This is a genomic window from Actinomadura kijaniata NBRC 14229, from assembly GCF_001552175.1.
Taxonomy (GTDB): domain Bacteria; phylum Actinomycetota; class Actinomycetes; order Streptosporangiales; family Streptosporangiaceae; genus Spirillospora; species Spirillospora kijaniata.
The window spans coordinates 21,803-39,980 of sequence record NZ_BCQR01000115.1; the positions used below are offsets into that span (position 1 = coordinate 21,803).

Below are 18,178 nucleotides of genomic sequence, written 5' to 3' on the forward strand. Positions count from 1 at the left end.
TGCAACAAGGTGTTGCTTTCGCAAGCAACGTCATTGCGCCAATTTATCGGCTCTCACCTGGGCAAATGCCTTTCCATTGATTGACTCAAATGCGAACGCAACGTAGCTTTCGTGATGCACAAAACACGTACTATCGCGAAGCGAGGATGGCGATGAGCAGAACCCCCCGTACCGTCAGGATCTCCCGGCCGGTGACGGTCACGGCGCTGGCGGCCGGGCTGCTGGCCGGGGCCGCCGCACCCGGGCCGGCCGCCGCGGACGGCCCCGTGGCCGTGCCGAACGCCGCCGCCGCCGGCCAGGATCGTCCGGAGGTGCGGAAGGCCGTCCAGGCGTTCGTCGACGCCGGTTTCGCCGGGATCCATGTGCGCGTGAACGACGAGCGGGGCGAGTGGGTCGACAGCGCCGGGGTCCGCAAGCTGGGCAGCGCCGCGAAGCCGCCGACCGACGGGCTGTTCCGGCTGGGCAGCAGCACCAAGGCCTTCACCGCGACCCTGGTGCTGCAACTGGTGGCCGAGGGCAGGATCGGGCTGGACACCCCGGTCGCCGACCACCTGCCCCAGTTCGGGCTGGACCGGCGGATCACGGTGCGGATGCTGCTCCAGCACACCAGCGGGGTGTACAACTACACCGGCGAGCTCGACTCCGGGGGGAAGCCCGAGCCGGGGCTCATCATGCCGGGCGAGGACCTGGTGGAAAAGCGGCTGCGCAGCTACCGGCCGGAGGAACTGGTGCGGTTCGCGTTGTCCAGGCCGCCGCGGTTCGAGCCGGGGAAGCGCTGGGGCTACTCCAACACCAACTACACGCTGGCCCAGCTACTGATCGAGAAGGTCACCGGCCGCTCCTACGCCGAACAGATGAAGCGAGGCATCCTGCGGCCGCTCGCCCTGAGGCACACCGTGCCGCCGAGCACGCGGACGGGGATCCCCGGCCCGCACTCCCACGGCTACTACCGCTACCAGGACACCACCGGCCAGTGGAAGGTCGTCGACGTCACCCGCCAGAACCCCACCTACCTGGGCGCCGCCGGTGGCATGATCTCGTCCTCCGAGGATCTCCACACGTTCTTCTCCGCGCTGAACAGCGGCAGGCTCCTGCCGCCCGGACTGCTGGCCGAGATGCGCAAGCCGCACCCCGGGAGCGGCGCGCTCAGCTACGGGCTGGGGATGTCCGTGCAGGATCTGGGCCCGGGCTGCGGCACCGTCTTCCACCACAACGGCAGCGCCCTGGCGGGCTACGGGTCGATCATGTACAGCACTCCCGACGGCAAGAAGACCCTGACCGGCTCGATCACCATGGGGGACGCCGCGATCGACCCGTCGCAGGCGTTCCCGAAGCTCCAGGAGAACCTCTTGAAGGAGGTGTTCTGCGGCGGGCGGACCACGAGCTGACCAGGCCGGGCCGGTCGACCTGCTCGCCGCCCCTAACGGATCACGGCGAAGTACGCTGGGGCGATGTTCTCGCCCCACGGCCCGTCTCTGCGTGAACTGGCGATCCAGGCGTTGTCCTCGGTCGAGCACGGCTATGACCTGCTCGCTCCGAAGTTCGACCACACGCCCTTTCGCACCCCCGACGGCGTTCTCGACGCGACCACCGACGCCCTGCGCGCGTTCGGGCCGTTCGACCAGGGGCTGGACGTGTGCTGCGGCACCGGGGCGGGCATGCGGGCGCTCAAGCCCCTGTGCCGGGGACGGGTCACGGGCGTCGACTTCAGCTCCGGAATGCTCGCGCAGGCGCGCGGCGCCCATCCGGACGCCGAGTGGGTGCAGGCCGACGTCCGGGCCCTGCCCTTCGCCGAGGCCTTCGACCTGGCGGTCAGCTTCGGAGCGTTCGGGCACCTGCTGCCCGCCGAACGGCCCGCGGTCTTCGCCGGGGTGCACCGCGCGCTGCGGCCCGGCGGGCTGTTCGCCTTCCCGCTCGGCGCGCCGCCGCCCGTCACGTCGGGCTGGTACTGGGCGCTCCTCGGGTTCGACCTGGCCATGCGCGTGCGGAACGCCGTGTGGCGTCCCCCGTTCGTCATGTACTACCGCACCTGGCCGTTGCAGGCGACCCGCGACGACCTGACAGCGGCCGGGTTCACGGTGACGACGGTCCCCCTGGCTCCTCTGGGGCGGCGCGAGGACGGCAGTCCGCGCTACCGGCTCGTCCTCGCGCGCAAGGCAGGGAAGCCCGCCTGACAACGCACTCCGCAGGCCCGCGCATCGATACGAGCGCGGGCCTGCGCAGCGTGCTCCAAGACGCCTTGGACGACAGGTCTCGGCACGGGGTTGCGCATGCTTGACGTCATCATGCCTCACCTGACGTCGGTCCGCTGACCTCCTCTTTTGTTCTTCTCAACGTTCTTTGGCCGCCTCTCACGCGACATGCTGACACGGCCGCGCATCTTGATGACGTCACTTTCGCTTGACCTGACGTCGCAGTGACGTCATAGTTGTGGCATGGACCTGATGCCGTACGTGGAGAGCCTCCGCCGCGAGCTCGCCGCCGCCGCCGAGGCGGGCGGTCCGGAGGCCCGTGCGCTGGCCGAGCGCCTCACCGGGGCCCTGGAGGCGGCCACCCGGCTCACCCTGCTGGAGGCGCTGTCGGCGGCGGCGGACGAGATCACCCGCGATCTTGCTCCGGGTTCGGTCGATGTGCGGCTGCGCGGCGGCGACCCGGCGTTCGTGGTGACGCCGCCGCAGCCGGGGCCGCCTCCGGGGAGCGCGGCCGGCGGCGGGGCGGAGTTCGCGCGGGAGGCCGTGGCGCCGCCCGCCGAGGAGGGCGGCACCGCGCGGATGACGCTGCGGCTGCCCGAGCACCTCAAGCTTCGCGTGGAGGAGGCGGCCGGGCGGCAGGGCATCTCGGTCAACGCCTGGCTGGTCCGCGCCATCTCCGCCGCGTTCGATCCGGGCGCCGGAAGCCGTTCCGCCGAACGGCCGCGGCCGCACCAGAGCGGGCGCGGCTACACCGGCTGGGTGCGCTAGCGGCACCCGCACCGCCCCCGTCACCACGCATCGCCCGGCCCCGGGGCCGGGATACCGCACCGGACCCATGAGGAGGGTTCCGCCATGCCTGCTTTCGACACCCCCGACCCCATCACCGCCGATATCGACGTCTACGTCGGCCAGGTCCGCATCCACGCCGAGGACCGCGCCGACACCGTGGTGGAGGTGCGTCCCAGCGACCCGTCCGCCGAGGCGAGCGTGCAGGCCGCCGAGCGGACGGTCGTCGAGTTCTCCGGCGGACGGCTGCGGGTCAAGGGTCCGCGGCCCAAGGGCCTCGCGTACCTGCGCGCCTGGCGCGGCTCCATCGAGGTGACCATCGGCCTGCCCGCCGGCTCCCGCCTGGAGGCCGGGGGCGCGGCGGACCTCATCGCCACCGGTCCGCTCGGTGAGGCCGTCCTGCGCAGCTCGTACGGCGACCTGCGCCTGGAGGAGGCCGGTCCGCTGGAGGCCAGGGCGTCCAACGGCGACATCTCCGTGGACCGGGTGACCGGGCCCGTCGAGGTGAGCTGCTCCACCGGGGCGATCCGGATCGGGGCCGTCACCGGCCCCGGCACGGTGAAGAACTCCACCGGCGCCATCACCGTGGGCGAGGTGGCCGGCGAGCTGCAACTGAAGACCGCCACCGGCGACATCACCGTCGACCGCGTGCTGGCCGACCTCACCGCCAAGAGCGCGCACGGCCGGATCCGGATCGGCGCGGCGGTGAGCGGCACCCTCCGCCTGGAGAACGGCACCGGCAAGGTCGCCGTCGGCATCGCCGAGGGCACGGCCGCCTGGCTTGACCTGCACTCCAAGAACGGCGTGGTGCGCAACACCCTGACCCCCGCCGAAAGCCCCGAGGCCACCGACCTGGTCACCGAGGTGCACGTGCTCACCAACTACGGCGACATCGACATCCACCGTTCCTGACCCCCCGAACCCGCGCGAGGAGCCCCCCATGAGCGACGCGATCACAGCCGAAGGGCTGGTCAAGAGATACGGCGAGGTGACCGCCCTGAACGGGCTGAGCTTCTCCGTCCCGCGAGGGACGGTGCTCGCCCTGCTCGGCCCGAACGGCGCCGGCAAGACCACGACGGTGCGGATCCTGACCACGCTGCTGCGTCCCGACGGGGGCCGCGCCACCGTCGCCGGATGCGACGTCGTCGCCGAGGCCCGGCGGCTGCGCTCCTACATCGGGCTGTCCGGCCAGTACGCGGCCGTCGACGAGCACCTCACCGGCGCCGAGAACCTGGAGATGATCGGACGCCTGTACCACCTGGGCGCCAGGCGCAGCCGGGCCCGCGCCCGCGAGCTGCTGGAACGCTTCGACCTCACCGGCGCCGCCGACCGTCCGGTGAGGGGCTACTCCGGCGGCATGCGGCGCCGCATCGACCTCGCCGGCGCGCTGGTCGCCAACCCGCCGGTGCTGTTCCTGGACGAGCCCACCACCGGCCTGGACCCCCGCGCCCGCGCCGCGCTGTGGGACACCATCTCCGAACTCGTCGCGGGCGGCAGCACGCTGCTGCTGACCACCCAGTACATGGAGGAGGCCGACCGCCTCGCCGACCAGATCATGGTGGTCGACCACGGTCGCGCCATCGCCCGCGGCACCGCCGACGAGCTGAAGGACCAGGTCGGCGGCAACCGCATCGAGCTGAGCGTGACCGACGCCGCCGAGCTGGAGGTCGCCCGGGACGCCCTCGCCTGGGTCGCCGTCGGCGCCATGCGGACCGTCCCCGAGTCGCTCCAGATCACCGTCCCGGTCACCGACGGCCCCGAGTCGCTCCGCCACGCCCTCGGGCGGCTGGCCGACGCCGGGGTCCGGGTCCGGGACGCCGGGCTGCGGCGGCCCACCCTCGACGACGTCTACCTCACCCTGACCGGACACCGCGCGTCCGGCACCGACGAGCAGGTCCGGGAGGCCATCCGATGAACGCGCTCACCATGCCCCTCGCCGACGGCTGGACCATCGCCCGGCGCAACGCCCTGAAGATCAGGCGGTCGCCGGACCTGCTCGGCAGCGTCATCATGCTCCCGATCGTGCTGGTGCTGCTGTTCGCCTACGTCTTCGGCAGCGTCATCGACGTCCCCGGGATGTCGTACCGGGAGTTCCTGATCCCCGGCATCTTCGTCCAGGCCGTGATCTCGGGCGCGCAGATCACCGGTTACACGCTGACCCTGGACCTGCAGAAGGGCATCTTCGACCGGTTCCGCTCGCTGCCCATGGCCCCGTCCGCGGTGCTGACCGGCCAGACCTTCAGCGACCTGCTGATGAACCTCGCCAGCCTGGTCGTCATGGCGGCGATGGGCCTGATCGTCGGCTGGCGGGTGCACACCTCGCCCCTTGAGGCCGTCCTCGGGTTCGGGCTGCTGCTGTTGTTCGCCTACGCGTTCTCCTGGGTCACCGCGACCGTCGCGCTGAGCCTGCGCACCCCGGAGAGCTTCAACAACATCGCCACCATGGTGTCGCTGCCGCTGATGTTCGTCTCCAACGCCTTCCTCGACAGCTCCAGGCTGCCCACGCCGGTGCGCGTCGTCGCCGAGTGGAATCCCGTGTCCACCTTCACCCAGGCCGCGCGCGAGCTGTTCGGCAACACCAGCCCCGCGATGAAGACCTCCGACGCCTGGCCCCTCCAGCACGCCGTCCCGGTGTCGCTGCTCTGGATCGCCGTCATGCTCCTCGTGTTCGTCCCGCTGGCGACCCGCCTCTACAAGAAGGCCGTCAGCGCCTGACCACCGGCGCCCGAACGCTTACCGACGAGAGGTGAGGAACGATCATGAGCGAATCCCTCCACACCGTCACGGCGCTGCCGACGGAGCGGCGGCCCGGCTGCCCGTTCGACCCGCCGGACGAGCTGATCGACGCCCGCCGGCACGGCCCCATCAGCCGCTACACCTTCCCCGGCGGGAGACCCGGCTGGCTGGTCACCGGATACGACCTGGTCAGGTCGGTGCTGGCCGACCCGCGGTTCAGCTCGCGCCGGGAGCTGATGCTCCACCCGTTCCTCGACCTCACCGGCGTGGAGATCCCACCGGCGGCGCCCGGCGAGTTCCTCCTCATGGACGAGCCGCGGCACGGGCGCTACCGGAAACCGCTGGTGGGCAAGTTCACCGTACGGCGGATGCGGCTGCTCACCGAGCGCGTCGAGCAGATCACCGCCGAGCATCTGGACGCCATGGAGGAGGCCGGGCCGCCGGTGGACCTGGTGACCGCGTTCGCCCGGCCCGTCCCCGCCATCATGATCTGCGAGCTGCTGGGGGTGCCGTACCGGGACCGGGGCTCCTTCCAGGAGCAGATCGAGTCGCTGCTCGGCGGGGAGGCCGGGGACGAGGAGCAGATGGCGGCCTACACCGCGGTCCAGGACCACCTCGCCGAGCTGGTGGCCGCCAAGCGCGCCCGTCCCACCGACGACGTGCTCAGCGACCTCACCGACAGCGACCTGACCGACGAGGAGCTGAAGGGGATCGGGCTGCTCCTGCTGGCGGCCGGGTTCGACACCACCGCGAACATGCTGGCACTGGGCACCTTCGCGCTGCTGCGCGACCCGGCGCAGCTGGCCGCGCTGCGCGCCGATCCCGCGCTCACCGACCAGGCCGTGGAGGAGCTGCTGCGCTACCTGACCGTCGCCAAGACGTTCATGCGGACGGCGCTGGAGGACGTCGAGGTGGGCGGCCAGACGATCGAGGCCGGTACGGCGGTCATCCTGTCGTACAACACCGCCAACCGCGATCCCGAGCGCTTCACCGATCCCCACGTGCTCGACCTCCGGCGGCGGGAGGGCGGGCACCTGGCCTTCGGCCACGGCGTCCACCAGTGCCTGGGGCAGCAGCTGGCCCGCGTCGAGATGCACGTCGCGTTCCCCGCGCTGTTCGACCGCTTCCCCACGCTGCGCCTGGCCGTCCCGGCCGAGGAGGTCGCCCTGCGCCCGGAGACCGCCGACGTCTACGGGGTGAAGAGCCTGCCGGTCACCTGGGACGCGTGACCGGCGGCCGTCCGCACGCGACCGGGCGGGTCAGGGGGTGAGATCCCACAGGTGGACCAGGCCGTCCTGGCCGGCGGTCACGGCGACCGGGCGGCCGCGGACCTCCGTCACGACCACCGCGTTGATCCGGCTCCGGTGGCCGGTCAGGGGTGTCCCGACCGGGACGCCGTGGGTGAGGTCCCAGATCCGCGCGGTTCCGTCGTCGCCGCCGGTCACCGCGAGCGCGCGTCCCCCGGCCACGGCGGCGTCCATGGCGAGGATCCCGGCGTCGTGGGCACTGACGGGATCCGCGATCGGCCCGGCGTCGGCCAGGCTCCAACGCCAGAGGTCGCCGTCGTCGTTCGTCGCCGCCACGACGCCCTCCGACAGCACGACGGTGCGGAAAACGCCCGCGCCGGTCATCGCGTGCAGCCGCTCGCCGCGTTCCAGATCCGTCACCTGCACACCGTCTCCGGACGCCGACGCCACGAGCACGCGCCCGCCGATCCACGAAACCGCGAGGTCCCCCATGTCGTCCGAATGCCCGGGGAGTTCCCGGCACCGTTCCTCGATCCATTCCGGGGACGCCGGGTCCCACTCGTAATGCTCGGGAGCGGAATTGCCCGCGACGAGGACGAGACGCCCGTCCGAACGGGTCGTGTCCAGGGCGTGGACGCCGCCGTGGCTCAGGATGACGCCGCTGAGCAGCTCGCCGCTCATCAGATCCCACAGGGCCGGGCCCTGGTGGTGCCCGCCCGTGGCCAGCACGACCCGGCCGCCCACGACCTCCGCCCCGACACGCATGAAGTCGGGGTAGAGGTGGGGTGCGAGCCGGTCGTCGTCCTCTTCCTCGTCGGCGTCCTCGTCCTCTTCCTCGTCGTCGTACTCCTCTTCCTCGTCGTATTCCCTGAGTGCCTCCAGCGGGCGTTCGGTCCACTCGTCACCGAGCACATCCCACGTCCACACGTCGTTCCGGGAGTCGGCGCATATCACCAGAGGACGTCCGTCCACCTCGACCACCGCGAGGTCGTTGACGGGACTGTCGGACGGGACCACGCCGTCCTGGACCATTCGTTCGGATGACATGCGGAAGATCGTAGTGAACCGGACGAAAAGGCGCCGGTTTTCCGGCGAACTTCCGATAACCGCAGCAGGCCATGCGTTGGGAATTGGCTTGCCGCCGCGATGTTCGACTCAGTCCGAGTTGTTTTCGAAAGCGAGATGTCCGTGACCGCCGAGGGGCTGTCGAGGCGGTGCGGGCCCTGCCTCGACAGCCGTGCGGGCGACGCGAGGTTCAGGCGTGGGCGGACTCGCGCGGCGTGAGGTTCATGTGGATGTCCTCGGCGGCCCACAGGACGAAGCGTTCGATGGGCGTGACCGTCTGTTCGGGGGCCGGCTCGAAGTGGAAGCGCTTCAGCAGGATGGCCAGCACCAACTGGGCCTCGACGACCGCGAGGGCGGCGCCCTCACAGCTGCGCGGGCCGACGCCGAACGGGATGTAGGCCAGCCGGGGCCGCTCGGCCGACGCCTCCGCGGTGAACCGGTCGGGGTCGAACACCTGCGGGTCGGGCCAGTACTCGGGGTTCATGTGCACGGCCCAGAACGGGTAGAAGATGGTCGTGCCCGCGGGAACGGTGTACTCGCCGAGCACGAGGTCCTCGGTGGCCTCCCGCGCGCCGTACGGGCCCGGCGGGTACAGCCGCATCGTCTCCCTGAGCACCCTGTCCAGGTAGGTCAGCTTCCTGAGGTCGCCGTACTCGGGCACGGCGCGGTCGCCCAGGACCCGGTCCAGTTCCTCGGTGACGCGCTTGGCCACGTCGGGGTGCCCGGCCAGCAGGTACAGCGTCCAGGAGATGGCGACGCCGGTGGTGTGGTGGGCGGCCAGCATGGTCATCAGCACGGTGTCGCGGATCCGCGCCGGGGACTCGCCCGCCGCGGCCAGGGCGGCGATCAGGTCGCTGCGGTCGGCCCGCTCGTCGGCGCCGCGTTCGCGGTGGGCGGTGAGCACCTGGTCGACGGTCGCGCGCAGGTGGGCCAGGGCCCGCTCGGCGCCCGAGGTGTCCGCCCCGGGCGTCAGGTACGCGGTGAGCACCTCCTCGAACGCGGACACGACCCGCCCGGCCGCCTCCGGGGACTCCAGGCCGCTGCCGAGCGCGTACTGGCAGATCATGCGCAGGGACAGCTCGCTCAGGTCCCGCTGGAGGGCGACCGTGCCCTCGGCGGCGCGCTCGGCCCACCGGTCGGCCAGCTCGTCCGTCAGCGCGGCGAACCGCGCGAAGTGCGCCTCATGCGAGGGCCGCCCGGCCAGCACCGACAGCATCACCCGGCGCCACGGGCCGTGCTCGTCGGCCGGGATCGTCTGCAGGTTGCCCGACTCCTGGAGGGGGGCCAGGAACTCGAAGAGCTTCTCGGGCCGCTTGTTGATCTTCGCGGTGGCCTCCAGCAGCACCGGATCGGCGACCGACACCGCCATGCCCGCGCCGGGCAGCGGGAACCGGACCACCGGCCCGTATTCCGCGTGAAGTTTCAACTGATAGTTGTGCAGCCCTCCGGCGGCCGCGACGGCGTCGGCGCCGTCGCCCTCCGCGGGGGGTCCAGGGATCTGCGATGGGGTGGTGCCGTCGCCTCGCATTTGCGCTCTCCCACGTCAGAATCTTCGATTCGGTTGTTCCGGGATGGCCGCAATGCTTTCATGTTCTGGACACTTCACGATATGGCCGGAGTTGAAATCGCTGCCATGCAGGCCGGGGAGAAGACACTGAGCGCCGTCGACCCGCAGACGCCCAACGTCCCGCGGATGTACGACTACCTGCTCGGGGGCAAGGACAATTACGCCGTCGACCGGGAGGCCGTGGCGGAGGTGGTCCGGCACGCGCCCGACACCCCGTTCATGGCGCGCGAGAACCGCGCCTTCCTGCGGCGCGCGGTGCGGTTCCTGGCCCAGTCCGGCATCCGGCAGTTCATCGACCTCGGCTCGGGCCTGCCGACCCAGGGCAACGTGCACGAGATCGCCCACCAGGTCGCCCCCGACGCCCGCGTCGTGTACGTCGACGTGGAGCCGATCGTGCTGACCCACGGGCGGGCGCTGCTGGCCAACAAGCCGGAGGTGACCGTCATCCAGGGCGACATCCGGCGCATCGACGAGATCCTGGGCGATCCCGAGCTGGGCAGGCTCATCGACTTCGACCAGCCGGTCGCGGTGCTGATGCTGGCGGTGCTGCACTTCATCGACGACGAGTACGACCCGCCCGGGATCGTGGCGCGGATCCGCGCCGCCATGGCGCCCGGAAGCTATCTGGCGGTGTCGCACGTGACCGGTGACTTCGACACCGACAGCAGGGTCCAGGACGCGGCCGCGGCGTACGAGAAGGCCACGAACCAGATCACCCTGCGCAGCCGCGCGCAGGTCCTGCGGCTGTTCGACGACCTGGAGCTGGTGGAGCCGGGCCTCACCACCCTGTCGATGTGGCGTCCCGATCCGGGCGCGACCGTCCCGCTCGGCGCCGAACGCCAGTGGTGCTACGCGGGCGTGGGACACAAGGCCGAAGCGCCGGGCGGCCTGTAGCCGGGCCGGGCACCCTGGTATCCACGTCGGGTATGCGCACCGTTCGCCTCCAGGGGCCCCTCTTCCACGTCACCGAGGACCCGGAGCAGGTCATCGGCGACTTCCTGGGTTTCGCCCTCTCGCTGCGGAACCTCTCCGGACGCCTCACGGCCGAGGAGCTGCACGAACGCTTCCGCCCCGGCGGGAGCGGCATGCGCCTCCCCGACGTGTTCGCCGCCTACCGGGCCCGGGAGAGCGACGCCGTCCCTCCCGAGTTCGGCGGGTGGGAGACCGAGGACCTGGAGCACAGGGAGCTGTGGGTGCTCACGCGCCTCCGCTTCGGCGGGCCGTCGCCCTCCGCCCTCGTCGAGGGCCCCGAGTTGCGGCACCTGCTGGACCGGGCCCTCGCGCTGCGCGGCGATGGGAGCGGGGGGCCGTTCCATTAGTGCCCTGGCACTAATGGGCCGCGCAAAAGCCGTTGCCGGGTTTCGAAAGGTGGCGGCGGGAAAACGCGTGGCGACCTCAATTGCGGAGGGAAGCCCGGGGCCTGGTGGCGGCGGTCGCGCGCCCCGGCCGGGCCTCGATCACCACGGCGGCACCAGGAGGCGGCGTGTGGCCCTCGACACAGGGCCAGCTTCCGACATTTCAGGCTAAATGGCCAAAGGTGATGAGGTTCTCGGTGTGTCGATTCTTCTGACATAACACTGGCCAAAGGCCGGTCGCGTCCCACGCGACGCCTCCTGGGCGTCACGATCGTCGCGCCGTTCGCCCCACGAATGCCTTGCCTCGGGATGATCAAGAGGGATATTGATGAACAGCCGTCACTTACCACCTCCCTTACTTCCAGATGGGGACGAATGACAACGCGCCTGCCCTCCTTCCCCGCCGCCGACGAAGCGCCCCTCGACACCTGCCTCCGGCTGCGGGAGATCGCCCCCGTGGTCCAGGTGGAGTTCCCCGGGGGCGTCCCCGCCTACCTGGCACTGACCCACAACGCCGTACGGGAGATCCTCGCCGGGGACAACCGGACCTTCCTGCGGGACCCGAAGCACTGGCCAGCCCTGCACGACGGGTCGATCCCCGAGGACTGGCCGCTGCGCGCCATCGTCCAGGGCGGTCACCTGTCCACCATGGACGGCGGCGACCACCGGCGGCTGCGCGGCCTGGTCGGCAAGGCGTTCACGCCCGCGCGGGTGCAGGCGTTGCGGCCGCGCATCCAGCAGATCGTGGACGGCCTGCTCGACGACGTGACGGCCGCCGGCGACGGCGTCGACCTGGTGCCCACCTTCACCGAGGCGCTGCCGGTGTCGGTGATCTGCGAGCTGTTCGGCGTGCCCGCCGGGGAACGGCCCGACGTGCGCCGGTGGACCGCCGCGCTGCTGGCGCACACCACCTCGCCGGAGGAGGCGTTCGCGACGCAGAACGCCCTGCAGGGCTACCTGCACGAGCTGGCGGAGCGCAAGCGGCGGACGCCCGGCGACGACCTCACCTCCGGTCTGGTCCAGGCGCGCGACGAGGGCGACCGGCTCACCACCGACGAGCTGGTCGGCGTGCTGTGGCTGATGCTCGTCGCGGGCCACGAGACCACCGTCCACCTGCTCGGCAACGCCGTCGTGGCGCTGTCCCAGAACCCCGACCAGCTCGCGCTGGCCAAGGCCGGGGACCGGTGGGACGACGTGGTCGAGGAGACCCTGCGCTACCGCCACTCGGTGATGATGACCAGCTTCCGCTTCACCGCGGAGGACGTGACCGTCGCCGGGGTGCCCATCCCCAAGGGGCAGGCGGTCGGCGTGCTCTACCAGGCGAGCGGCCTCGACCCGGCGGAGCACGGCGAGGACGCGGACCGGTTCGACATCACCCGGGAACGCAACGGGCGCCTCAGCTTCGGCCACGGCCCCCGGTTCTGCATCGGCGCGTCGCTGGCCCGGATGGAGGGGCGGCTGGCGCTCGCCACGTTGTACCGGCGGGTGCCCGACCTGGCCCTCGCCATCGACCCGGACGACATCCCCTACTCGCCGTCGTTCTTCACGGTCGGCCCGCTCTCCCTGCCGGTCACCCTCGGCGCCGTCAGGCCCTGAACCGCCGTCCCGCCCGGCGGTTCCGGCCGCCGGGCGGGCCCGTCCGGAGCGCGCCGACCGGCGTGCCCGCAATAGATCGATTTCTATGACCCTCCGCGCGCACGAACGTTATGGTGCATCCAGATCGCTCCTTTCCGTTATGGCCGCCGTGCGACGGGTCGAGAGAGTCCAGCGCGCCAGTCACCAACGCTCACAAGGACACGATGGATGGCAACACGAGCAGGTCGGGCACCCATCGAGCGCGCCGCGCTGGAACGCGCGTTCTGGACCTGGATGATCACGGCGATCGTCGCCGGCGGCGCCCTGCTGGGAACGCTCCTGGCGGTGGACGGGCAGTCGCGCACGCTGGTCGCGGCGGGCGGCGGCGCGGCGGCGCTGCTCGTCAGCCTGGCCATCGGGGTGGCGGCCTACCAGGCCGAGTACGCGCGGACCTACCGTGACCGGCTGGCCTGGGTGGAGAACGAGGGCGACCTGCTGGAGCACCGGCTCCGGGAGCTGGTCGACGGGCCGCTGCCCGCGCTGATCGAACGGCTCCACGCGGGGGCCGCCCCGGACGAGACCCTGGCCGAGCTGCGGGCCGTCCCGGACCACCTGCTGGGCCGGCTGGTGCGCATGGTGGCGGAGGGCGTCGCCGCGAGCGAGCACGGCGCGGCGCGGGCCAGGGCCGAGCTGGCCGCGCTGGAGGACGAGGTCGCGCGGCTGGCCGACACGACGCTGCCCGCCCTGATCGACCGGATCCGCCGGGACCGCGTCTCGGCGGCGTCCGCGCTGGCCGACCTCCCGGCGCCCGAGCACGCGGCGCTGGAACGGCTCCTGCGCGAGTTCGCCGGCAACCTCGCCGCGGGCGAGCGCACCAGGGCGTCGGCCATGGCGGCCTGCGCGAGCGCGGCGGCGCGGATCCAGGCGCAGACCACCCGCATGCTCGCCCAGCTTCGCGAGCTGGAGGACCGCTACAACGAGGACGAGGTCTTCGGCGACCTGCTCGACCTCGACCACCACGTCTCCCAGCTGGGACGCCTGGCCGACAGCATCGCGCTGCTCAGCGGCGGCCGTTCGGGACGGCGCTGGACCAAGCCCATCAAGCTGGAGAGCGTCATCCGCGGCGCCATGGGCCGGATCGCCTCCTACCAGCGCGTCCAGTACCACTCGACCAGCACCGCCGCCGTCGTCGGGTTCGCCGCCGAGGGCGTCATGCACGCGCTGGCCGAGCTGATGGACAACGCCGCCAACTTCTCCCCGCACGGCAGCGCCGTGCACGTCTACGCCGAGGAGGAGGACGCGGGCGTCGTCGTCACCATCGAGGACAGCGGCCTCGGCATGCGGCAGCGCGAGCGGGAGCGCGCCGAGCGGCTGGTGTCGGAGACCGCCGACCTGACGTCGCTGCCCGGCACCCGGCTGGGGCTGGCGGTGGTCGGGCGGCTGGCGGGCAAGCACGGCCTGCGGGTGAGCTTCCGGCCGTCCTCGCGCGGCGGCATCGGCGTGGTCGTGCTGATCCCGCGCCAGCTCATCACCCACTCCGCCACCGACGCCACCCGGACGACGCTGGCGGAGTCCGTCCGGAGCGCGCCCCGCGGCGTCCCGGCGCCCGCCCGCGAACCCGCCGGCGCCATGGCCTCGGCGGCGGCGCCGGGTGCCCCCGACACGTCATACCTGCCCAAACGCCGTCGCGGCGCCACGCTCACCGGAACGGTCGAGCCGCCGGCGGCGCCGGCTCCCCCGCCCCGCGATCCGGGGGCGCGGTTCGCCGCGTTCCGCCAGTCCGCCTCGGGGCGCCACCGCACGACCGGCGACACCGCGTCCGCCCACGAACCCGACCAGTAGGACCCCATGGCCCGGCGGACCGTTCCGCGTCCGGGCCGCCGGGCCGGCCGGACCCGGCACCCTCGTCCGGACCGCAGGATCGACAGATAGGAGGCAGGGGCGCGCATCCGCGGCGGGCGTCGCGGCGGGGAGCGTCCCGTGATCTTGATGAGCACCGATGAACGCCAACTCGACTGGCTGCTGGCGTCCCTCGCGGACCGGGCCCCCGGCGTCCAGCACGTCCTGGTGCTGTCCCGGGACGGTCTGAAGATCTGCCACACCCCGGGGCTGGACGACGACCGGGCCGACCAGCTCGCGGCCATCGCCTCGGGGATCCAGAGCCTGTCCATGACCGCCTCCCACGAGTTCGGCACCGGCGTCGGCGCCGGCCAGTCGATGATGGAGTTCGTCGGCGGGCTGCTGCTGATCATCCCGGCCGGGGCGGGGGCCCACCTGGCCGTGGTGGCCCACGAGGACGCCGACGTCGGCCTGGTCGGGCACAGCATGAACGAGCTGGTGGAGCAGATCGGCGGCTACCTGACCGCGGCGCCGCGCACCGCCTCGTCGAGATGAACCCGCGCCCCCTGGATTTCGACGACCCCGACCGGCTCTACACCGTGACCGGTGGCCGCAGTCGGGTCGACGACGACGCCCTCGACCTGGTCACGCTGGTCGTCGCCGAGAACGACCCGGCGCCCGGCATGCAGTCCGAGCACGTCGCGATCCTGCGGCTGTGCCGCCACGAGCCGGTGGCGGTGGTCGAGCTGTCCTCCCATCTGAGGCTGCCGGTGAGCGTGGTGAAGATCCTGCTGCTCGACCTGCGCGACACCGGTCACATCACCGTCCGCCATCCGACGTCGGCCACCACGGTGAACCATCCGGCCGACCTGGAAACGTTGAAGCAGGTGCTCGTTGGACTCGAAGCCCTCTGACCAGCCGGCGGCGCCCGGAGCCGGCGGCGCTCCGGCCGGGCCCGCGGGCGAGGTGCCGCTGCGCCGCACCGTGCGGGACGCGCTGAAGATCGTGATCGTGGGCGGGTTCGGCGTCGGGAAGACCACCATGGTCGGCTCGGTCTCCGAGATCCGCCCGCTGAGCACCGAGGAGGTCATGACGGAGGTCGGCGTCGGCATCGACGACGTCGCCCGCGTCTCCGACAAGCGGACCACCACGGTCGCGTTCGACTTCGGCCGGATCTCCCTGGACGACCACCGCGTGCTCTACCTGTTCGGCGCCCCCGGCCAGCAGCGGTTCTGGTTCATCTGGGACCAGCTGTTCTCCGGCAGCCTGGGCGCGGTGGTGATGGTGGACACGCGCCGCCTGGAGGACTCCTTCTACCCGCTCGACCGGCTGGAGCACCACAGGATGCCGTTCGTGGTGGCGGTCAACCGGTTCGACGGCCCCGGTCCGCAGCCCTCGCTGGAGCGGGTGCGCGACGCGCTGTCGCTGCCCGGGAACGTCCCGCTGGTCGACTGCGACGCCCGGCTCCGGGAGTCCTGCAAGGGCGTGCTGATCACGCTCGTCCGGCACCTCGCCACGCTCCACGACCCCACCGCGCTCCAGGAGGCCGCGCAGTGACCCACGAGACCGCCCGGCCGCCCGTCGACGAGGGCGCCGTCCGCCTGTACGGGGAGGAGTTCGACCAGCGGTCGAAGGACTTCTTCGAGCGGATGCGGCGCGAGCACGGCCCGGTCGTGCCCGTCCTGCTCGAAGGCGACATCCCCGCCTGGTATGTGATCGGGTACCGGGAGGTCAACCACGTCACCGGCAACCCGGCCCTGTTCGCCCGCGACACCCGCCGCTGGAACGCCTGGGACCTGGTCCCCGAGAACTGGTCGCTGCTGCCGTTCGTCGGGTGGAACCCGTCGGTGCTGCTCGCCGAGGGCGAGGAGCACCAGCGGCGCAGCGCCGCGATCAGCGACGCGCTGGACGCCGTGGACCGCACCGAGCTCGGCGACAGCTGCGAGCGCACCGCCGACGCGCTGATCGACGAGTTCGCCGGGGACGGCGAGGCCGACCTGATCAGCCAGTTCGCCGACCGGCTCCCGCCGCTGGTGATGGCCCGGCTGTTCGGCGTCCCGGACGCCGAGGTGCCCGACATGATCCGCGACATCCAGTACGTGGCGGGCTCCGACGAGAACGCGGTCCCGGCGCACCAGCGGCTCCAGGAGATGATGCGCGCGCTGGCCGGGTCCCGCCGGGCGCGCCCCGGGCCGGACGTCACCTCCCGCCTGCTGGAGCACTCCGCGTACGACGCCACCGACGACCTGGTCAACGACCTGCTGATCATGCTGAGCGCCGGGCACCTGCCCACCGGCCACTGGATCGGCAACACGCTGCGGCTGATGCTGGTCGACGAGCGGTTCGCCGTGACGCTCCAGGGCGGCCGCGGCAGCGTCGCCCAGGCGCTCAACCAGGTGCTGTGGGAGGACACCCCGTCCCAGAACAACATCGGGCGCTTCGCCGTGCACGCCTGCGAGCTGGCCGGCCGCAGGATCCGTCCCGGCGACATGCTGATCCTGGGCTGGGCCGCGGCCAACGCCGACCCCCAGGTGCAGCCCCCCGCGCACGGCGTCGGCGTCGGCAACCGCGCCCACCTGTCGTTCGGGCACGGCGACCACGGGTGCCCCTTCCCCGCCCCCGAGCTCGCCGAGGTCATCGCCAGGACGGCGGTCGAGGTGCTACTCGACCGGCTGCCCGACATGGAGCTGGCGGTGGGGGCCGACGAGCTGCTGTGGCTCCCGTCGTTCTGGGTCCGCCGCCTGGCCTCCCTGCCGGTCAGGTTCAGCCCGGCCGCGGCGCCGGGGCGGTGAGGGACCGGGCCGTGCGGGGTCGGGCCGTGCGGGCCGTGCGGGGTCGGGCCGTGCGGGGCCAGGGGGCGGGCGCCGGCTCGGCGTGCCCGGCCTTGTAGCCGCCCTCGGTGACGGGCTCCTCACCGTCTTGCCCGGGAGAGCCGCGCCCTCAGGGGGTGCCGGTCGGGGCGTTCCGGTCCTTCTCGGCGGGGAGGGCGCGGGACGCGATCAGGGGGGCCAGCACGCGGGTGCCGGGGCCGATGCGGCCGCCGGGACCGGGGAGCTGGGTCGTGGTGTCGAGGGTCAGCTCGCCGCCGCAGTGCTCGCAGACGGTCACCGGTGTCGTGTCGCGGTCGCAGTCGTGGTGGTGGATGCGCGCGGGCGGTCCGCCCTCGTGGGCGGAGTACCAGCGGTCCCCCCAGGCCATCAGGGCCAGCAGGACCGGGTACAGCTCCCGGCCCTTGCGCGTCGGGCGGTAGTGGTGGCGGGGCGGGTGGTCCTGGTAGGGCTCGCGTTCCAGCACGCCCTCCTCGACGAGGCGGGCCAGCCGCGCCGCCAGCACCTTGCGGGAGATCCCGAGGTCGGTGACCAGGTCGTCGAAGCGGGTCACGCCGACGAGGACGTCGCGCATGATCAGGGCCGTCCAGGCGTCGCCGAACAGGTCGGTGGCGCGGGCGATGGAGCAGGCCACATCGCCCAGCGGGGTGCGGTTCACGCCGCCCACCCTATCTGAGTTCCTTGAGGGAACCCACTGTGTTAAGTTCCCTCAAGGAACTCACAGGGAGGGCGGGCATGACGATCGCCGAGCTGGACACCGAGGCCCCCGGGACCGTCGACGGCAGGCAGCTTCGGGCCGTCGCCTTCCACCGGGCCCGGATGGAGTACGTGGACGGGGTGCTGGCGCGGACCGGCACCGCCCCGGCGGGCCTGCGCGCGGCCGTGCTCGGGGGCGGGCGCGGCGCGGTGGCCCTCGGGCTCGCGCGGCTCGGCATGGACGTGGTGTCGGTGGACCCGTCCCCGGCCGCGACCGCCATGGCCCGCGCCG

The 18,178-nt window shown here is 72.3% G+C and carries 18 protein-coding genes and 1 pseudogene; 16 read left to right on the plus strand and 3 right to left on the minus strand.

Annotated elements, in window-relative coordinates:
- Positions 1–152 precede the first annotated feature (152 nt).
- The 7 genes from AKI01S_RS31295 to AKI01S_RS31325 all read left to right on the plus strand — a co-directional run bounded on the left by AKI01S_RS31295 (position 153) and on the right by AKI01S_RS31325 (position 6,943).
- On the plus strand, positions 153–1,388 hold the full coding sequence (locus AKI01S_RS31295) for a serine hydrolase domain-containing protein (RefSeq protein WP_067825789.1): 1,236 nt from the start codon (positions 153–155) through the stop codon (positions 1,386–1,388).
- 63 nt (positions 1,389–1,451) lie between these two features.
- Positions 1,452–2,174 carry a class I SAM-dependent methyltransferase gene (locus tag AKI01S_RS31300; RefSeq protein WP_067825791.1) on the plus strand — a complete coding sequence of 241 codons (723 nt, stop codon included), beginning with the start codon at positions 1,452–1,454 and terminating at the stop codon, positions 2,172–2,174.
- Between the two features lie 261 nt (positions 2,175–2,435).
- Positions 2,436–2,960, plus strand: coding sequence for a toxin-antitoxin system HicB family antitoxin (locus AKI01S_RS31305; protein ID WP_067825793.1), 525 nt, complete (start codon positions 2,436–2,438; stop codon positions 2,958–2,960).
- An 84-nt stretch (positions 2,961–3,044) separates the two neighbouring features.
- Entirely contained in the window at positions 3,045–3,890 is an 846-nt protein-coding gene (locus AKI01S_RS31310; RefSeq protein ID WP_067825795.1) for a DUF4097 family beta strand repeat-containing protein, read from the plus strand.
- A 28-nt stretch (positions 3,891–3,918) separates the two neighbouring features.
- Positions 3,919–4,893: an ATP-binding cassette domain-containing protein gene (locus tag AKI01S_RS31315; RefSeq protein ID WP_067825797.1), complete on the plus strand. Its 975-nt coding sequence runs from the start codon at positions 3,919–3,921 to the stop codon at positions 4,891–4,893.
- On the plus strand, positions 4,890–5,693 hold the full coding sequence (locus AKI01S_RS31320; protein ID WP_067825800.1) for an ABC transporter permease: 804 nt from the start codon (positions 4,890–4,892) through the stop codon (positions 5,691–5,693). The genes AKI01S_RS31315 and AKI01S_RS31320 overlap by 4 nt, the downstream gene beginning before the upstream one ends.
- 44 nt (positions 5,694–5,737) lie before the next feature.
- Positions 5,738–6,943 (plus strand): cytochrome P450, encoded by a 1,206-nt coding sequence (locus tag AKI01S_RS31325; RefSeq protein WP_067825802.1) that lies wholly within the window; start codon positions 5,738–5,740, stop codon positions 6,941–6,943.
- Positions 6,944–6,973: 30 nt separating this feature from the next.
- Here AKI01S_RS31325 and AKI01S_RS31330 read toward each other — a convergent pair whose 3' ends face one another.
- Positions 6,974–8,008 (minus strand): WD40 repeat domain-containing protein, encoded by a 1,035-nt coding sequence (locus AKI01S_RS31330; RefSeq protein ID WP_157420274.1) that lies wholly within the window; start codon positions 8,006–8,008, stop codon positions 6,974–6,976.
- A gap of 208 nt (positions 8,009–8,216) precedes the next feature.
- Positions 8,217–9,554: a cytochrome P450 gene (locus AKI01S_RS31335; protein ID WP_067825806.1), complete on the minus strand. Its 1,338-nt coding sequence runs from the start codon at positions 9,552–9,554 to the stop codon at positions 8,217–8,219.
- A gap of 81 nt (positions 9,555–9,635) precedes the next feature.
- Between AKI01S_RS31335 and AKI01S_RS31340 the strand changes: the two genes are divergently transcribed.
- From AKI01S_RS31340 to AKI01S_RS31375, 8 genes are all read left to right on the plus strand, one after another.
- Positions 9,636–10,487, plus strand: coding sequence for an SAM-dependent methyltransferase (locus AKI01S_RS31340; RefSeq protein WP_245681856.1), 852 nt, complete (start codon positions 9,636–9,638; stop codon positions 10,485–10,487).
- A gap of 32 nt (positions 10,488–10,519) precedes the next feature.
- Positions 10,520–10,912 carry a hypothetical protein gene (locus AKI01S_RS31345; RefSeq protein WP_067825810.1) on the plus strand — a complete coding sequence of 131 codons (393 nt, stop codon included), beginning with the start codon at positions 10,520–10,522 and terminating at the stop codon, positions 10,910–10,912.
- Between the two features lie 411 nt (positions 10,913–11,323).
- Positions 11,324–12,544 carry a cytochrome P450 family protein gene (locus AKI01S_RS31350; protein WP_084000424.1) on the plus strand — a complete coding sequence of 407 codons (1,221 nt, stop codon included), beginning with the start codon at positions 11,324–11,326 and terminating at the stop codon, positions 12,542–12,544.
- A gap of 207 nt (positions 12,545–12,751) precedes the next feature.
- Positions 12,752–14,365, plus strand: a complete 1,614-nt coding sequence (locus AKI01S_RS31355) for a sensor histidine kinase (protein ID WP_245681857.1) — start codon at positions 12,752–12,754, stop codon at positions 14,363–14,365.
- Between the two features lie 147 nt (positions 14,366–14,512).
- On the plus strand, positions 14,513–14,917 hold the full coding sequence (locus AKI01S_RS31360; RefSeq protein WP_067825832.1) for a roadblock/LC7 domain-containing protein: 405 nt from the start codon (positions 14,513–14,515) through the stop codon (positions 14,915–14,917).
- Positions 14,914–15,276 carry a DUF742 domain-containing protein gene (locus tag AKI01S_RS31365; protein WP_067825812.1) on the plus strand — a complete coding sequence of 121 codons (363 nt, stop codon included), beginning with the start codon at positions 14,914–14,916 and terminating at the stop codon, positions 15,274–15,276. The genes AKI01S_RS31360 and AKI01S_RS31365 overlap by 4 nt, the downstream gene beginning before the upstream one ends.
- Positions 15,257–15,919 (plus strand): GTP-binding protein, encoded by a 663-nt coding sequence (locus tag AKI01S_RS31370; RefSeq protein WP_084000426.1) that lies wholly within the window; start codon positions 15,257–15,259, stop codon positions 15,917–15,919. The genes AKI01S_RS31365 and AKI01S_RS31370 overlap by 20 nt, the downstream gene beginning before the upstream one ends.
- Positions 15,916–17,154, plus strand: coding sequence for a cytochrome P450 (locus AKI01S_RS31375; protein ID WP_067825817.1), 1,239 nt, complete (start codon positions 15,916–15,918; stop codon positions 17,152–17,154). The genes AKI01S_RS31370 and AKI01S_RS31375 overlap by 4 nt, the downstream gene beginning before the upstream one ends.
- A gap of 148 nt (positions 17,155–17,302) precedes the next feature.
- Here AKI01S_RS31375 and AKI01S_RS31380 read toward each other — a convergent pair whose 3' ends face one another.
- Positions 17,303–17,848, minus strand: a complete 546-nt coding sequence (locus AKI01S_RS31380) for a winged helix-turn-helix transcriptional regulator (protein WP_067825834.1) — start codon at positions 17,846–17,848, stop codon at positions 17,303–17,305.
- A 77-nt stretch (positions 17,849–17,925) separates the two neighbouring features.
- On the opposite strand from AKI01S_RS31380, the pseudogene AKI01S_RS31385 reads away from it, so the two are divergent.
- Positions 17,926–18,178, plus strand: a pseudogene (locus AKI01S_RS31385) (hypothetical protein); the annotation flags it as partial.

What these genes read in the sequence shown, in the direction of transcription:
- AKI01S_RS31355 (WP_245681857.1), top strand. Translation starts at nt 12,752, where the DNA reads ATGGCAACACGAGCAGGTCGGGCACCCATCGAGCGCGCCGCGCTGGAA.
- AKI01S_RS31335 (WP_067825806.1), bottom strand. Translation starts at nt 9,554, where the DNA reads ATGCGAGGCGACGGCACCACCCCATCGCAGATCCCTGGACCCCCCGCG.
- AKI01S_RS31350 (WP_084000424.1), top strand. Translation starts at nt 11,324, where the DNA reads ATGACAACGCGCCTGCCCTCCTTCCCCGCCGCCGACGAAGCGCCCCTC.
- AKI01S_RS31340 (WP_245681856.1), top strand. Translation starts at nt 9,636, where the DNA reads ATGGCCGGAGTTGAAATCGCTGCCATGCAGGCCGGGGAGAAGACACTG.
- AKI01S_RS31300 (WP_067825791.1), top strand. Translation starts at nt 1,452, where the DNA reads ATGTTCTCGCCCCACGGCCCGTCTCTGCGTGAACTGGCGATCCAGGCG.
- AKI01S_RS31310 (WP_067825795.1), top strand. Translation starts at nt 3,045, where the DNA reads ATGCCTGCTTTCGACACCCCCGACCCCATCACCGCCGATATCGACGTC.
- AKI01S_RS31365 (WP_067825812.1), top strand. Translation starts at nt 14,914, where the DNA reads ATGAACCCGCGCCCCCTGGATTTCGACGACCCCGACCGGCTCTACACC.
- AKI01S_RS31360 (WP_067825832.1), top strand. Translation starts at nt 14,513, where the DNA reads ATGAGCACCGATGAACGCCAACTCGACTGGCTGCTGGCGTCCCTCGCG.
- AKI01S_RS31320 (WP_067825800.1), top strand. Translation starts at nt 4,890, where the DNA reads ATGAACGCGCTCACCATGCCCCTCGCCGACGGCTGGACCATCGCCCGG.
- AKI01S_RS31330 (WP_157420274.1), bottom strand. Translation starts at nt 8,008, where the DNA reads ATGTCATCCGAACGAATGGTCCAGGACGGCGTGGTCCCGTCCGACAGT.
- AKI01S_RS31325 (WP_067825802.1), top strand. Translation starts at nt 5,738, where the DNA reads ATGAGCGAATCCCTCCACACCGTCACGGCGCTGCCGACGGAGCGGCGG.
- AKI01S_RS31315 (WP_067825797.1), top strand. Translation starts at nt 3,919, where the DNA reads ATGAGCGACGCGATCACAGCCGAAGGGCTGGTCAAGAGATACGGCGAG.
- AKI01S_RS31305 (WP_067825793.1), top strand. Translation starts at nt 2,436, where the DNA reads ATGGACCTGATGCCGTACGTGGAGAGCCTCCGCCGCGAGCTCGCCGCC.
- AKI01S_RS31345 (WP_067825810.1), top strand. Translation starts at nt 10,520, where the DNA reads ATGCGCACCGTTCGCCTCCAGGGGCCCCTCTTCCACGTCACCGAGGAC.
- AKI01S_RS31295 (WP_067825789.1), top strand. Translation starts at nt 153, where the DNA reads ATGAGCAGAACCCCCCGTACCGTCAGGATCTCCCGGCCGGTGACGGTC.